Origin of the sequence: Streptomyces atratus, from assembly GCF_900119365.1 — a bacterium.
GTDB lineage: Bacteria > Actinomycetota > Actinomycetes > Streptomycetales > Streptomycetaceae > Streptomyces > Streptomyces atratus_B.
Map to the genome: position 1 here is coordinate 15369 of NZ_FPJO01000015.1, position 14576 is coordinate 29944.

A 14576-nucleotide genomic window follows, 5' to 3' on the forward strand; every position below is an offset into this window, starting at 1 on the left:
GAGGCCGGTCACCGCGAGGGTGACCGGCCCGTTCGGACTCAGCTGTCGAAACCCAGCCCCAGCCGGTCCATCGTCCGCAGCCAGAGATTGCGGTGCCCGCCATTGCTGTCCGCCCTGGCCAGGGACCTCTTGGTGAGTTCGATCCCGGCCCAGGCGAAGGGCTCCGGCGGGAACGGCATCGGCTTGCTGCGGACCATTTCCAGCGCGGTCCGTTCGTTCTGTTCGCCCGCCAGCAGATCGAGCATCACATCGGCCCCGAAACGGGTGGCGCCGACGCCGAGACCGGTGAATCCGGAGGCATAGGCGACCCGGCCCTGATGGGCCGTGCCGAAGAAAGCGGAAAAGCGTGAACAGGTGTCGATCGCCCCGCCCCAGGCATGACTGAAACGGACCCCCGCCAGCTGCGGGAAACAGTCGAAGAACTGGCCCGCGAGTTTGAGGAAGGTCTCCGGACGCTGATCGAGATCGGCGCTCATCCGCCCGCCGAACGGATAGATCGCGTCATAGCCGCCCCACAGGATCCGGTTGTCGGCCGACAGGCGGAAGTAGTGGAACTGATTGGCGCTGTCGCCCAGCCCCTGCCGGTTCTTCCAGCCGATGGAGGCCAGCTGGTCGGCGGTGAGCGGCTCGGTCATCAGCGCGTAGTCGTAGACCGGCACGGTGTACGGGCGCACCCGCTTGACCAGCGACGGGAAGATGTTCGTACCGAGTGCGACCCGGCGTGCGAAGACCCTTCCGTACGGGGTGCGGACCGCCATTCCCGTGGTGGACCTGGCCAGTTCGAGACCCCGGGTGTGCTCGTAGATCCGTACCCCGAGACCGAGGCAGGCCCGCTTCAGACCCCAGGCCAGCTTGGCGGGGTGCAGCATGGCGACGCCCCTGCGGTCCCAGAGACCGCCCAGGAACGTCGGCGAGTCGACTTCGGCGCGCACTGCGTCCCGGTCCAGGAATTCCGTTCCGGTGAAACCGAGTTTCTCGGTCTCCTGGTGCCATTCCCGGAGCTCTTCGAGCTGGTGCGGTTCGGTGGCGACATCGATTTCGCCGGTGCGCTCGAATTCGCAGTCGATCGCATAGCGGGCGACGGCGGCCTCGATGGCGTCGAGGTTGCGCTCCCCGAGCTCCTCCAGCTTGTGGATCTCCTCCGGCCAGCGCTCCAGGCCGTTGGGCAGGCCGTGGGTGAGGGAGGCGGCGCAGAATCCGCCGTTGCGGCCCGAGGCGGCCCAGCCCACCTCGTGCCCCTCGATCAGTACGACGTCGCGTTCCGGGTCGCGTTCCTTGGCGATCAGCGCGGTCCACAGTCCGCTGTAGCCGCCGCCGACGACGAGCAGATCGCAGTGCTCGTCGCCGGTGAGCGCGGGCAGCGCCTCGGGCCTGCCCGGGTCGTCCAGCCAGAACGAGACGGGCCTCGCGTCGGAGAGTGATTGTGCAGCAGTACGCATGGCAGCTGGGGCCATGGTTTCCAACTCCTTCAGGGCTTTCTATCGTGCGCTGTTCTTGCGCCGGTTCGCGATGAGCTGGCCGACGACGACCACCATGACGGCAATGATGAACATCGCCGTACCGATGACGTTGATCTGCACGGGCGTGCCGCGCTGTGCCGATCCCCAGACGAACATGGGGAAGGTCACGGTGGAGCCCGCGTTGAAATTGGTGATGATGAAATCGTCGAAGGAGAGCGCGAAGGCCAGCAGCGCTCCCGCCGCGATTCCGGGGGCGGCGATCGGCAGCGTCACCCGCAGGAAGGTCTGCACGGGGCCGGCGTACAGATCGCGGGCCGCCTCCTCCAGCCTCGGGTCCATCGACATCACACGCGCCTTCACGGCCGTCACGACGAAGCTCAGGCAGAACATGATGTGGGCGATCAGGACCGTCCAGAAGCCCAGCTGTGCGCCCATGTTGAGGAAGAGCGTGAGCAGCGAGGCGGCCATGACGACCTCGGGCATCGCCATCGGCAGGAAGATCAGCGAGTTGATCGCGCCGCGCGCCCGGAAGCGGTAGCGGACCAGCGCGAAGGAGATCATCGTGCCGAGTACGGTCGCGCCGACGGTGGCCCAGACGGCGATCTGCAGGGACAGCGAGAGCGAGCCGCACATGTCGGCGACGCCGCAGGGGTCCTTCCAGGCGTCCAGGGAGAAGCGCTGCCAGGCGTAGTTGAAGCGCCCGTTCGGCTTGTTGAACGAGAACACCATGACGACGACGTTCGGCAGGATCATGTACGCGAGGGTCAGCAGACCCGCGATGACGATCAGATTCCGGCGAATCCAGCGCAGTACGGGCATCAGACCAGGTCCTCCGTCCCGGAGCGGCGGATGTAGACGGTGACCATGATCAGGACGACCGCCATGAGGATGAAGGAGAGCGCGGCCGCCGTCGGATAGTCCAGGACCCTCAGGAACTGGGTCTGGATGACGCTGCCGACCATCTTGGTGTCGGTGGAGCCCAGCAGTTCGGCGTTGACGTAGTCGCCGCTGGCCGGGATGAAGGTGAGCAGCGTTCCGGAGACGACACCCGGCATGGAGAGCGGGAAGGTCACCTTGCGGAAGGTGGTGGCGGGGGTGGCGTACAGATCGCCGGCCGCCTCGTGCAGCCTGCCGTCGATCCGCTCCAGCGAGGTGTAGAGCGGCAGGATCATGAACGGCAGGAAGTTGTACGTGAGACCGCAGACCACCGCCATCGGTGTGGCCAGCACCCGGTTGGACTCGGTCCAGCCGAGCCAGCTGGTGACGTCCAGTACGTGCAGGGTGTTCAGTACGTCGACGACCGCGCCGCCGTCCGCGAGGATCGTCTTCCAGGCGAGCGTACGGATCAGGAAGCTGGTGAAGAACGGCGCGATGACCAGCACCAGGACGACGTTGCGCCAGCGCCCGGCCTTGAACGCGATGAGGTAGGCGAGCGGGTAGCCGAGCAGCAGGCACAGGAGGGTGGCGGTGCCCGCGTACAGCAGTGACCGGATGAACTGCGGGTAGTAGTCGGTCAGCGCGTCCCAGTAGGTCTGGAAGTGCCAGGTGACCTCGAATCCCTTCTCCAGGGATCCGGTCTGCACGGAGGTCGAGGCCTGGTAGACCAGCGGCAGCGCGAAGAAGACCAGCAGCCACAGGATGCCGGGGAGCAGCAGCCAGTACGGGACGAGACGCTTGCGGGTGGAGGGCTTGCGTACCTTGAGCTCCGCCGTGACGGGCGCCGGTGGCGCCTCCTTGGTGACGGTCACGCCGCGTCCTCCACCGTCTCCACACCGGCGTCGATGTCCTGGGCGGCGTCCAGGCCGAAGGTGTGCGCCGGGTTCCAGTGCAGCACGACCTCGGCGCCGGGGGTGAGCCGGGCGTCGCGCTCGATGTTCTGCTCATAGACCTGGAGCGCCTTGCCGGCCGGGCTCTCCACCACGTACTGCGTGGACACCCCGATGAAGCTGGAGTCGACGATCCGGCCGGTGACCCGGTTGCGGCCGTCCGCGATCACGTCCGCGTCGTCGGCGTGCGCGAGCGAGATCTTCTCCGGGCGGACGCCGAGAAGCAGCTTGCCGCCGTTCACGGTCGGGGCGGTACATCGGTCGGTGGGCAGCCGCAGCTTCCCGCCGCCCGCGGCCACGACGATGTCCGTGTCCGCGGAGACGACCTCGCCCTCGATGAGGTTGGAGGTGCCGAGGAAGTTGGCGACGAAGGTCGTCCTGGGGTTTTCGTACAGATCGGCGGGGGCACCGAGCTGCTCGACACGGCCCCCGTTCATCACCGCGACGGTGTCGGCCATGGTCATGGCCTCCTCCTGGTCGTGGGTGACATGGATGAAGGTGATGCCGACCTCGGTCTGGATGCGCTTGAGCTCCAGCTGCATCTGGCGGCGCAGTTTGAGGTCGAGGGCGCCGAGCGGCTCGTCGAGCAGCAGCACCTGCGGGTGGTTGATCAGGGCGCGGGCGACGGCGACGCGCTGCTGCTGGCCGCCGGAGAGCTGGTGCGGCTTGCGCTTGGCGAAGTCGCCGAGCTGGACGAGCTCCAGCATCTCGTCGACCTGCTTCTTCACCGATCTGATGCCGCGCCGGCGCAGACCGAAGGCGACGTTCTCCGAGATGTCGAGGTGCGGGAAGAGCGCGTAGCTCTGGAAGACCGTGTTGACGGGCCGCTTGTACGGGGGAAGCCCGGTGATGTCCTGACCGCCGAGCGAGACCGTGCCGGTGGTCGCCTCCTCCAGGCCGGCGATCATCCGCAGGGTGGTGGTCTTGCCGCAGCCGGACGCGCCGAGCAGCGCGAAGAAGGAGCCCTGCGGGACGGTCAGATCGAGCGGCTTGACGGCTGCGAAGGAGCCGTACGTCTTGCTGATCCCGGTGAGGCGGACGTCGCCGCCGGTCTGCTGCTGTGTCATGGATCGCGGTCCCAGTGGTGTCAGAGGGAGATCAGGGGAGATCGGGTGGGGCGGGGAAGGCGCGGCGGTCAGGCGCCGATGAGCTTGGCGAACTTCTCTTCGTACGCCGTCTCTTCCTTGCTGGTCAGGGAGCGGAAGGCGTGCGACCGGGACGCCATCTCCTTGTCCGGGAGGATCAGGACGTTGTCGGCCATCGCCCGATCGATCTTCGCCAGTTCGTCGCGGACGCCGTCGACCGGGCAGACGAAGTTGATGTACGCGGCGAGCTTCGCGGCGACCGACGGCTCGTAGTAGTAGTCGATGAGCTTCTCGGCGTTGGTCTTGTGCCGGGCCTTCACCGGGACCAGCAGGTTGTCGCTGGATATGACATAACCCGCGCCCGGAATCGCGTACTTGATGTCCGGGTTCCCGGCCTGGAGCTGGATGACGTCGCCGGCCCAGCCGACGCAGGCGGCGATGTCGCCCTTGTCGAGGTCCGCGGTGTAGTCGTTGCCGGTGAAACGGCGGATCTGGTTCTTGTCGACGCCCTTCTGGAGCCGGCCGATCGCGGCGTCGTAGTCGGCGTCGGTGAAGTTGCCGGGGTCCTTGCCCATGTCGAGCAGGGTCATGCCGACGGAGTCGCGCATCTCCGAGAGGAAACTGACCCGGCCCTTGAGCTTCGGGTCGTCGAGCAGCTGACTGACGGAGTCGACCTTGCGGCCGCCGGTCGCCTTGGAGTTGTAGGCGATGATGGCGGGAATGCCCGCCCAGGGGTAGGAGTAGGCACGGCCCGGGTCCCAGTCCGGGGAGCGGAACTGGGCCGAGAGGTTGGCGTAGGCGTGCGGCAGGTGCGAAGCGTCGAGCTTCTGCGCCCAGCCGAGGCGGACGACGCGGGCGGCCAGCCAGTCGGTGACGCAGATGATGTCGCGGCCGGTGTCCTGGCCGGCCGCGAGCTGCGGCTTGATCTTGCCGAAGAACTCGACGTTGTCGTTGATGTCCTCGGTGTACTTGACCTTGATCCCGGTGCGCTCGGTGAACGCCTCCAGGGTGAGCCGGTGCTTGCCGTCGTCGGTGACGTCCATGTACTCGGTCCAGTTGGAGAAGTTGATCTGCTTCTCCTCGGCCGAGTGGTCGTCGGAGGCCGCGGCGGCGTCCCCCTCCCGCTTGGCGGGCGGGATGCCGCACGCGCTCAGCGTGCCCAGCCCGCCGATCGCCAGCGCCCCCATGCCGGAGGCGCGGATCAGCGATCGGCGGGTCAGAGCGCCCCGGCCGCTGGTGAGACTGCGTCGCATCGCGGCGATCTGGGCCGCGGAGAGACTCTCCGGCTCGTACTGCTCCATGCGCGTTGCCCTTCCGGGTGTGTGTGGCCGGGGTCGGCCGGGTTATCGGTCCCCGAAGATCGTGCGGTGCCAGTCCTTCCGGGCGACCGCGGTGTTGTCGTACATGACGTGCTTGACCTGCGTGTACTCCTCGAAGGAGTACGAGGACATGTCCTTGCCGAAGCCGCTGGCCTTGTATCCGCCGTGCGGCATCTCGCTGATGATCGGGATGTGGTCGTTGACCCAGACGCAGCCCGCCTTGATCTCGCGGGTGGCGCGGTTGGCGCGGTACAGGTCGCGGCTCCAGGCGGAGGCGGCGAGGCCGTACGGGGTGTCGTTGGCGAGGCGGATGCCCTCGTCGTCGGTGTCGAAGGGCAGCACGACCAGGACCGGGCCGAAGATCTCCGACTGGACGATCTCGCTGTCCTGGGCGGCTCCGGCGACCAGCGTCGGCCGGTAGTAGGCGCCGGCTTCCAGTTCGCCGCCGGGGGCCTCGCCGCCGGTGACGACGGTGGCGTAGCCGCGGGCCCGCTCGACGAATCCCGCGACCCGGTCCCGCTGGGCGTGGCTGATCAGCGGGCCGAGGTCGGTCGACGGGTCGAAGGGGTCGCCGAGCCGGACGGTCTCCATGAGCGCGGCGACGCCCTGGACGAAGGCGTCGTACAGGGGGCGCTGGACGTAGGCGCGGGTGGCGGCGGTGCAGTCCTGGCCGGTGTTGATGAGTGATCCGGCGACCGCGCCGTTGACCGCGGCTTCGAGGTCGGCGTCGTCGAAGACGACGAAGGGGGCCTTGCCGCCGAGTTCGAGGTGGAGGCGCTTGACGGTGGAGGTGGCGATCTCCGCGACCCGCCTGCCGACGGCGGTGGAGCCGGTGAAGGAGGTCATGACCACGTCCGGGTGGCCGACCAGATGCTCCCCGGCGTCCTTGCCCGCGCCGGTGACGATGTTGATCACACCGTCGGGGATGCCCGCCTCGGTGGCCGCCTGGGCGAACATCAGCGAGGTCAGCGGGGTGATCTCGGCGGGCTTGAGGACGATGGTGTTACCGGCGGCGACGGCCGGGAGGATCTTCCAGGCGGCCATCTGGAGCGGGTAGTTCCAGGGCGCGATGGAGCCGACGACACCGATCGCCTCACGGCGTACGTACGAGGTGTGGTCGCCGTCGTACTCGGCGGCCGACTTGCCCTCCAGGTGGCGGGCGGCACCGGCGAAGAAGGAGGTGTTGTCCACGGTGCCGGGCACGTCGAACTCGGTGGAGAGCTTGATCGGCTTGCCGCACTGGAGGGACTCCACGTACGCGAAGTCCTCGGCCTGCTCGGCGAGTACGGCGGCGAAGCGGTGCATCGCCTCGGACCGCTCGGCGGGCGTCGTGCCCGACCAGCCGGGGAACGCCTCGCGTGCGGCTGCCACGGCGGCGTCCACGTCGGCGGTGCCCGCCAGCTCGTAGCTGTAGACGGTCTCGCCCGTCGCCGGGTTCACCACGTCGTGGTGACGTCCCGATGTTCCGGACCGCAGCTTTCCGCCGATGTACTGTGCGCCGTCCGCGAAGCGGTCCCGCACCTGGATGCCGTTGCCCATGACGATCTCCTCCGCCGAGTGCCCCGGAGTGCGGGGCCGGCGTAGCCTTTGCTCGATTTGAGTGCCGATCCTGGCAGAGGGGATCAACCCCAACAAGTGATTCCGTTGTTGCCTTTTGGTTACGCGACGGAATCTGTCGACCATGTGTCGCGTCGGTGCGGAATTCCCCGTACGGAGTGTCAGTGGCGAATGCCAGAATCGCATGCCATGGAACACATGGACGATCTCCTGGCGCGGGCCGCGCGCGGCGAGAAGGTGAAGTACCTGCACTTCTGGGGGCACCGTCCCCGGCCCGACGGCCGCATCGGCACGAGCTGTCTCAGTCAGTGGTGGCCGTCGCCCTTCACGGTCGACGGCGTGCGGTACGCCTCGGCCGAGCACTGGATGATGGCCGCCAAGGCCCGGCTGTTCGGCGATGCGGAGTCGGAGGCCGCGGCGGTGGCGGCGAAGAGCCCCGCGGCGGCGAAGGAGGTGGGCCGGCTGGTCCGCGGTTTCGACGACGCGACATGGGAGCGCGAGCGGTTCGCGCTGGTGGTGGCCGGCAGCGTGCACAAGTTCGGCGGCGATCCACAGCTGCGGGAGTTCCTGCTGAACACCGGAAACCGGGTGCTGGTCGAGGCGAGCCCGATGGACCGGATCTGGGGCATCGGCCTGGCGGCGGACGACCCGCGGGCGACGGATCCGGCGAGCTGGCGGGGGCTGAATCTGCTGGGGTTCGCGCTGATGGACGCGCGGGCGGAGCTGCGCGCGTCATGAGGCGCCCCGGACGCGAGATGGCCCGGCGGGGCCGGGACACGGCCCCGCCGGGCCATCGGCGGATATCGCGCGGCACCGGTACCGCGGGGGTCCGGCACCGGCACCCGGACGCTGCTACCGGCTGACGTCGACGACCAGGGACGTGGAGTACGGGTCGTCGTTGTAGCCGCTGTCCTCGAATTCCTCGGCGTGGGTGGCGAACAGCCAGATGAAGAAGCTGATGATCGCCACACCGAAGGCGATGCCGATGGATCCCATGATGATCCCGGCGAGCGCCTGACCGCTGTTGTTCGCCTCACCGCGCTGCACCCGCTTGCGGCCGAGGATGCCGAAGATCAGGGCCAGTGCGCCCAGGATCAGGCTGGGTATCCCGTAGACGCAGAACAGGCAGACGGCCAGGATGCCGAGCACCATGGCCGCGGTCCCCATGCCGTTGGCGGGCGGCGGACCGCCCCAGGGCGCCTGGTTGTAACCGGGGTACCCCGGGTAGCCGCCGTACTGCGCAGGGGGTGCGGCCGGGTAGCCGTACTGTCCGGCCGGCGGGACCTGCCGGCCCGGTCCGTTCGGTCCGACCGGCGGCGGCGGTACCTCCCCGGGACCGGGGCCGGGGCCGAATCCGGCTCCGGGCACCGGCCCGGTCTGCGCCGGCGAACCGAACGCCGACGGCGGTGCGTCGGCCGGTGCGGGGCCGTCCCCGACGCCCGGCATCGAGGTGACCGTGGGCTGATTGTGCACAGCGGGCGGGCGAGGGTCGCCGGCCGGCTTCTCCAGCGGCACCCTGCTCTCCGGCGGAGCCCACGGATCGCGCGACGCGGCCCCGCCCTCGGGCTGCTCTGTGTTGTCTGACATGGGCCTCCCCCATCGTGGTCCCGTCATGCTACGGCCCCACTGCCCGCGGGTGGCCCCGGCCTACGATGATCCCCGTCCCCTGCCCGGCCGACCGTGCCCGGCACCCGAACCGTCCCACGCCCCGGAGAGTCCGATGACCGATCTGCACCCCTTCATCGCGGGGCTGCCCAAGGCCGAACTGCATGTCCACCATGTCGGCTCCGCCTCGCCCCGCATCGTCGCCGAGCTGGCCGCGCACCACCCCGACTCCAAGGTCCCCACCGCCCCCGAGGCGCTCGCCGACTACTTCACCTTCACGGACTTCGCGCACTTCATCGACGTGTATCTCTCCGTCGTGGACCTGATCCGCACCCCGGAGGACGTCCGCCTGCTGACCTTCGAGGTCGCCCGCGACATGGCGCGGCAGAACATCCGCTACGCGGAGCTGACCGTGACCCCGTTCTCCTCGACCCGGCGCGGTATCCCCGATCAGGCGTTCATGGAGGCCATAGAGGACGCCCGCAAGGCCGCCGAGGCCGAGCTGGGTGTCGTGCTGCGCTGGTGCTTCGACATTCCGGGCGAGGCCGGGCTCGAAGCCGCCGAGGAGACCACCCGGCTCGCCGTGGACCTGCGGCCCGAGGGGCTCGTCTCGTTCGGTCTCGGCGGTCCGGAGATCGGTGTGGAGCGCCCGCAGTTCAAGCCCTACTTCGACCGGGCGATCGCCGCGGGCCTGCACTCCGTGCCGCACGCCGGGGAGACCACCGGGCCGCAGACCGTCTGGGACGCCCTGACCCATCTGCGCGCCGAGCGCATCGGTCACGGCACCAGCTCCGTCCAGGACCCGAAGCTGCTGGCCCATCTCGCCGAGCACCGCATCGCGCTGGAGGTCTGCCCGACCTCGAACATCGCGACCCGCGCGGTGACGGACATCGAGCAGCACCCGGTCAAGAAGATGGTGGACGCGGGCGTCCTGGTCACCATCAACAGCGACGACCCGCCGATGTTCGGCACGGACCTCAACAACGAGTACGGGGTGGCCGCCCGGCTGCTCGGTCTGGACGAGCGGGGTCTCGCGTCGCTGGCGAAGAACGCGGTCGAGGCCTCGTACCTCGACGCGGCCGGCAAGCGGAGGCTGGCCACCGAGATCGACACGTACACGGCCAACTGGCTGGAGCGCGCGGGCCGGTGACCCCGGTGGTCACAATGACCCCATGGTCACCTCCGTCACCGCCGTGGCCCACCGCGGCGATCCCTACCGTGTCCGCGAGAACACACTCCTCTCGATCCGCTCCGCCCTCGGACGGGGGGCGGACGCGGTCGAGATCGATGTACGGGTCACCCGCGACGGCGTACCGGTCCTGCTGCACGACTCCACGCTGAAGCGGCTGTGGGGCCACGACGTGCGGCTCGACCGGCTGACCCACGAGGAGCTCACGGAGCTGACCCGGGGCGGTGTGCCCACGCTGCGCGAGGCGCTGCTCGCCGCCGGGGCGCACCGGATCATGGTCGATCTGCCGGGCTCCACCGACGGCTCCGTGCCGAGGATCGTCGGCACGGTGCGCGAGTGCGGGGCCGGCGAGCGGGTGTACTACTGCGCCGGCCCCGACGCCATGCTCCGGGTGCGGGCCGCCGACCCGGACGCCGAGATCGCCATGACCTGGACGACCCTCGCGCCGCCGCGCGCCACGCTGCTCGACGCGGTGCGGCCGCGCTGGCTGAACTACCGGTTCGGGCTGGTGGACCGGGAACTGACGGACCGTCTGCACCGGGACGGGCTGCTGGTCTCCGCGTGGACGGCCGACACCAGGCGGACCATGCGCCGCCTGGTGCGGCACGGCGTCGACTCGATCACCACCAACCGGGTCGACGTCCTGCACGGCCTCCTCGCCAACTCCCCGGCCCGTGGCTCCTCCTGACCGGTCCGGCATCATGGGCCTGCCCCATCGTGCGTGATGCCGGGCCCGGAGCAGGAGGAGGAGCAGCGCCGTGACCGATCCCCGCACCACCCCCGTTCCCGACGACCGCGTCCGTTCCGACGTCGCCCACAACGCGCGGGTCTGGAACCACTGGCTCGGCGGCACGGACAACTACCCCGTGGACCGTGCGGTCGGCGACCGGGTCACCGTCCTGTACACGTTCACCGTCGACGGGCCGGGGCAGCCGCTCCCGTACACCGGTCTCGTGGCGTTCTACACGGTGGCCGAGCTCTCCTCGCCACCGAAGCGGATCGGGATCGCGGTGCTCACGGCATGAACCCCACGGCGATGAACATAGTGGTGGCCGCCTTCGGCGCCCCGTCGGCCGGGTGATTCAGGTCGCCGGCTCGGTCGCCGGAGCGGTCGTCGGCGCGGGCTCCGGGCGCGGTGTCCGCTGCGAGGCCTCCAGCTGCTTGATCATGCGGCGCACCACGAGCAGCGGGATCACCCCGAAGACGCCGAACGACATGTCGATGACGGACCACCAGAAGGGGATGGAGCGGATGGGCCCGCAGATCAGCGCGAGCGGGATGATCCCGGCGCAGGCGATCATGCCGAATTCGATGACCCAGATATTGCGGACCGGGTCGCGGTAGGGGCCGTAGAAGGCGACCGCGATGACCAGATGGGCGAAGGCCAGCCAGTCGGTGCCGTACAACACGAAGGGGTACTTCGCGTCGGCCTCGTCGAGACCGGTGCGGACCTTGGTGATCCACTCCATCAGTGCCGGGAAGTGCTCCGGCACGGGAGAGGCCGAGGACCTCAACAGATCCTCGGCCCAGTGGAGTTCATGGACGAGCGGAAAGGCGGTCAGCCCGCTCAGGACCAGACAGACGATAAAGACGGCCAACCACACGCGTATGCGCCTCAGCAGGGCTCTTCGCTCGCTCATGTCCGCAGCGTACGCCCGTGTTTTCCGGCCCTTTACGCCACCCCGGATACGGCTCAGAGCCCGACGATGGCGTTCCATTTCTTCGCGAATCCGGTGCGCTCCTCGGAGGTGATGTCGCGGGCGATGGCGAGCCGCTTGCGCATCGCGTCGTCGGGGAAGATCAGCGGGTCCTCGGCGAGTGCGGCGGTCTCCTCGTCCTTGGCGGAGGCCAGCACGTCACGGGCGGCCGGCACGGGGCAGACGTAGTTGACCCAGGTCGCCAGCTCGGCGGCGACCTCCGGCTCGTAGTAGTAGTCGATGAGCCTCTCCGCGTTGCGTTTGTGGCGCGCGAGGTTGGGGATCATGAGTGATTCCGACCAGAGCTCGGCCCCCTCCTCGGGGACGACGAACTCGATCTCCGGGTTGTCGGCCTGGAGCTGGATGACATCTCCGGAGTAGGCCTGGCAGGCGAGCACATCGCCGGTCGACAGGTCCTTGATGTAGTCGTTGCCGGTGAAGCGGCGGATGTGCCGCTTCCTCACCAGCTTCTCGACCTGGTCGCACACCAGGTAGAAGTCGTCCGGCTGCCAGCGGGTGACGTCGACGCCGTTGCCCTGCATCAGCAGGGCCATGGACTCGTCGAGGCCGGACATCAGCGTCACCTTGCCGCGCAGGTCGTCCGCCCACAGGTCGCTCAGGTGCTTGATCTCGCGGCCGAGCTTCTTGCGGTTGTAGGCGATGCCGGTGATCCCGGACTGCCAGGGGACGCTGTGCATCCGGCCCTTGTCGAAGGCGGGCGAACGCAACTGCGGGTCCAGGTACTTGGCGACGTTCGGCTGCTTCGCCCGGTCCATCTCCTGCACCCAGCCCAGCCGCACGAACCGGGCGGACATCCAGTCGCTGATGACGATCAGGTCCCGGCCGGTCTCCTGGTGGTTCATCAGCGCCGGGCTGATCTTCCCGAAGAACTCGTCGTTGTCGTTGATCTCCTCGGTGTACGTGACGGAGATCCCGGTCCGCTTCGTGAACGCGTCGAGGGTGGGCCGCTTCGACTCGTTCTCGTCGTCGGTGTCGATGTAGAGCGGCCAGTTCGCGAAGTGCAGGGTGTGGTCGCTCGCCGAGGTGTCGCGTCCGGCGCGGTCGCCGGGTTCCACATAGGCGGCGGGCACTCCGCAGCCGGCCAGCGTGACACCGGCGGCCGTGGCTCCGAAGGCACGCAGCACGGACCGGCGGGACATGGGGTTCTTCGGGGTTGCTCGCACCTGCGCAGGATGCCGGTCGGCCGGCGGTGCGGGCAATGGACCAACCGTCCAGCGCCACCCGCTCCGTCCGCACACCCTGTCGATGCGAGCGGAACGGGACGGCCCGGGGAACGGGGACGGCCCCGGGCGGGTGCCCGGGGACGTGACCTGCCTGCTGACGGGGTATCAGCCGTCGAGCGAGGTCATGACGTGCTTGATGCGGGTGTAGTCCTCGAAACCGTACGCGGAGAGGTCCTTGCCGTAGCCGGACTTCTTGAAGCCGCCGTGCGGCATCTCGGCGACGAGCGGGATGTGGGTGTTGATCCACACGCAGCCGAAGTCGAGGTTCTTGGACATCCGCATGGCGCGGGCGTGGTCCTTGGTCCACACCGAGGAGGCCAGGGCGTACTCGACGCCGTTGGCGTACTCCACGGCCTGGGCCTCGTCGGTGAACTTCTGGACGGTGATGACCGGGCCGAAGACCTCGTTCTGGATGATCTCGTCGTCCTGCTTGAGGCCGGAGACGACGGTCGGGGCGTAGAAGTAGCCCTTGTCGCCGACCCGGTGGCCGCCCGCCTCGACCTTGGCGTGGGCGGGGAGCCGCTCGATGAAGCCGCTGACCTGCTTCAGCTGGTTGGCGTTGTTGAGCGGGCCGTAGAGCACGTCCTCGTCGTCCGGCTGCCCCGTCTTGGTGTCGGCGGCGGCCTTGGCGAGCGCGGTGACGAACTCGTCGTGGATGGACTCGTGGACCAGGACGCGGGTCGCGGCCGTGCAGTCCTGACCGGCGTTGAAGTAACCCGCGACGGAGATGCCCTCGACGGCCTTGGCGATGTCGGTGTCCTCGAACACGACGACCGGGGCCTTGCCGCCGAGCTCCAGGTGGACCCGCTTGACGTCCTTGGAGGCGGACTCGGCGACCTGCATGCCGGCCCGTACCGAGCCGGTGATGGAGGCCATCGCCGGGGTCGGGTGCTCGACCATCGCGCGGCCGGTGTCCCGGTCGCCGCAGATGACGTTGAAGACACCCTTGGGCAGGATCTGGCCGATGATCTCGGCGATCAGCACGGTCGACGCCGGGGTGGTGTCGGACGGCTTGATGACGACGGTGTTGCCCGCGGCGAGCGCCGGGGCGAACTTCCAGACGGCCATCATCATCGGGTAGTTCCACGGCGCGACCTGCGCGCAGACGCCGACCGGCTCACGCCGGATGATGGAGGTCAGACCCTCCATGTACTCGCCGGCCGAGCGGCCTTCGAGCAGCCGGGCCGCACCCGCGAAGAAGCGGATCTGGTCCACCATCGGCGGGACCTCTTCGGTACGGGTCAGTTCGAGCGGCTTGCCCGTGTTCTCCGACTCGGCGGCGATGAGGTCCTCGGCGCGCTCCTCGAAGGCGTCCGCGATCTTCAGCAGGGCCTTCTGGCGCTCGGCGGGCGTGGCGTCGCGCCAGGCGGGGAAAGCGGCCGCGGCGGCGTCCATCGCGGCATCGACATCGGCCTGCCCGGAGAGCGGCGAGGTCGCGTAGACCTCTTCCGTCACCGGGTTGATCACATCGATGGTCCGCCCGTCAGCGGCGTCCCGGAATTCTCCGTTGATGTAGTTGCGCAGACGGCGCACCTCGGTGGTCACAACCACCCCTCCTGTCGACACGGCCAATGGGTGAGATGCCCAGGGTAGT

Annotated in this window: 13 protein-coding genes and 1 pseudogene; 4 read left to right on the forward strand and 10 right to left on the reverse strand. The window is 68.9% G+C overall.

All coding sequences use genetic code 11. The features are described 5' to 3' along the window. Positions 1-38 precede the first annotated feature (38 nt). The 6 genes from BT364_RS23355 to BT364_RS23380 form a co-directional block, all read right to left on the reverse strand. Entirely contained in the window at positions 39-1454 is a 1416-nt protein-coding gene (locus BT364_RS23355) for an NAD(P)/FAD-dependent oxidoreductase (RefSeq protein ID WP_072487196.1), read from the reverse strand. A gap of 24 nt (positions 1455-1478) precedes the next feature. Next, positions 1479-2279 (reverse strand): ABC transporter permease, encoded by an 801-nt coding sequence (locus BT364_RS23360; protein ID WP_072487197.1) that lies wholly within the window; start codon positions 2277-2279, stop codon positions 1479-1481. Beyond that, positions 2279-3208, reverse strand: a complete 930-nt coding sequence (locus tag BT364_RS23365; protein WP_072487198.1) for an ABC transporter permease — start codon at positions 3206-3208, stop codon at positions 2279-2281. The genes BT364_RS23360 and BT364_RS23365 overlap by 1 nt, the downstream gene beginning before the upstream one ends. Further along, positions 3205-4353 carry an ABC transporter ATP-binding protein gene (locus BT364_RS23370; RefSeq protein ID WP_072487199.1) on the reverse strand — a complete coding sequence of 383 codons (1149 nt, stop codon included), beginning with the start codon at positions 4351-4353 and terminating at the stop codon, positions 3205-3207. Before BT364_RS23370 ends, BT364_RS23365 begins: the two co-directional genes overlap by 4 nt. A gap of 68 nt (positions 4354-4421) precedes the next feature. Next, a complete protein-coding gene (locus tag BT364_RS23375; RefSeq protein WP_072487200.1) occupies positions 4422-5672 on the reverse strand; it encodes an ABC transporter substrate-binding protein in 1251 nt (416 codons plus the stop codon). 42 nt (positions 5673-5714) lie between these two features. Next, the gene (locus BT364_RS23380) at positions 5715-7229 is read right to left on the reverse strand and encodes a gamma-aminobutyraldehyde dehydrogenase (protein ID WP_072487201.1); all 1515 of its coding nucleotides are present in this window, start codon (positions 7227-7229) and stop codon (positions 5715-5717) included. 216 nt (positions 7230-7445) lie between these two features. Between BT364_RS23380 and BT364_RS23385 the strand changes: the two genes are divergently transcribed. Continuing rightward, the gene (locus BT364_RS23385; RefSeq protein ID WP_072487328.1) at positions 7446-7985 is read left to right on the forward strand and encodes an NADAR family protein; all 540 of its coding nucleotides are present in this window, start codon (positions 7446-7448) and stop codon (positions 7983-7985) included. Positions 7986-8099: 114 nt separating this feature from the next. Here the strand turns inward: BT364_RS23385 and BT364_RS23390 are convergent, their stop codons facing one another. Next, positions 8100-8834, reverse strand: coding sequence for a DUF4190 domain-containing protein (locus BT364_RS23390; RefSeq protein WP_072487202.1), 735 nt, complete (start codon positions 8832-8834; stop codon positions 8100-8102). A 49-nt stretch (positions 8835-8883) separates the two neighbouring features. Here BT364_RS23390 and BT364_RS23395 point away from each other — a divergent pair, with 49 nt between their 5' ends. The 3 genes and pseudogenes from BT364_RS23395 to BT364_RS23405 all read left to right on the forward strand — a co-directional run. Continuing rightward, the gene (locus BT364_RS23395) at positions 8884-10002 is read left to right on the forward strand and encodes an adenosine deaminase (RefSeq protein WP_371268638.1); all 1119 of its coding nucleotides are present in this window, start codon (positions 8884-8886) and stop codon (positions 10000-10002) included. A gap of 22 nt (positions 10003-10024) precedes the next feature. Continuing rightward, positions 10025-10729 carry a glycerophosphodiester phosphodiesterase gene (locus BT364_RS23400; RefSeq protein ID WP_072487204.1) on the forward strand — a complete coding sequence of 235 codons (705 nt, stop codon included), beginning with the start codon at positions 10025-10027 and terminating at the stop codon, positions 10727-10729. Between the two features lie 70 nt (positions 10730-10799). Continuing rightward, positions 10800-10946: pseudogene (locus BT364_RS23405) on the forward strand (SAM-dependent methyltransferase); the annotation flags it as partial. 177 nt (positions 10947-11123) lie between these two features. On the opposite strand, the gene BT364_RS23410 reads toward BT364_RS23405, so the two are convergent. The 3 genes from BT364_RS23410 to BT364_RS23420 all read right to left on the reverse strand — a co-directional run bounded on the left by BT364_RS23410 (position 11124) and on the right by BT364_RS23420 (position 14527). Further along, on the reverse strand, positions 11124-11681 hold the full coding sequence (locus tag BT364_RS23410) for a hypothetical protein (protein ID WP_177328210.1): 558 nt from the start codon (positions 11679-11681) through the stop codon (positions 11124-11126). A gap of 53 nt (positions 11682-11734) precedes the next feature. Beyond that, positions 11735-12898 carry an ABC transporter substrate-binding protein gene (locus BT364_RS23415; RefSeq protein WP_072487206.1) on the reverse strand — a complete coding sequence of 388 codons (1164 nt, stop codon included), beginning with the start codon at positions 12896-12898 and terminating at the stop codon, positions 11735-11737. A 189-nt stretch (positions 12899-13087) separates the two neighbouring features. Beyond that, positions 13088-14527: a gamma-aminobutyraldehyde dehydrogenase gene (locus BT364_RS23420; protein ID WP_072487207.1), complete on the reverse strand. Its 1440-nt coding sequence runs from the start codon at positions 14525-14527 to the stop codon at positions 13088-13090. Positions 14528-14576 lie beyond the last annotated feature (49 nt).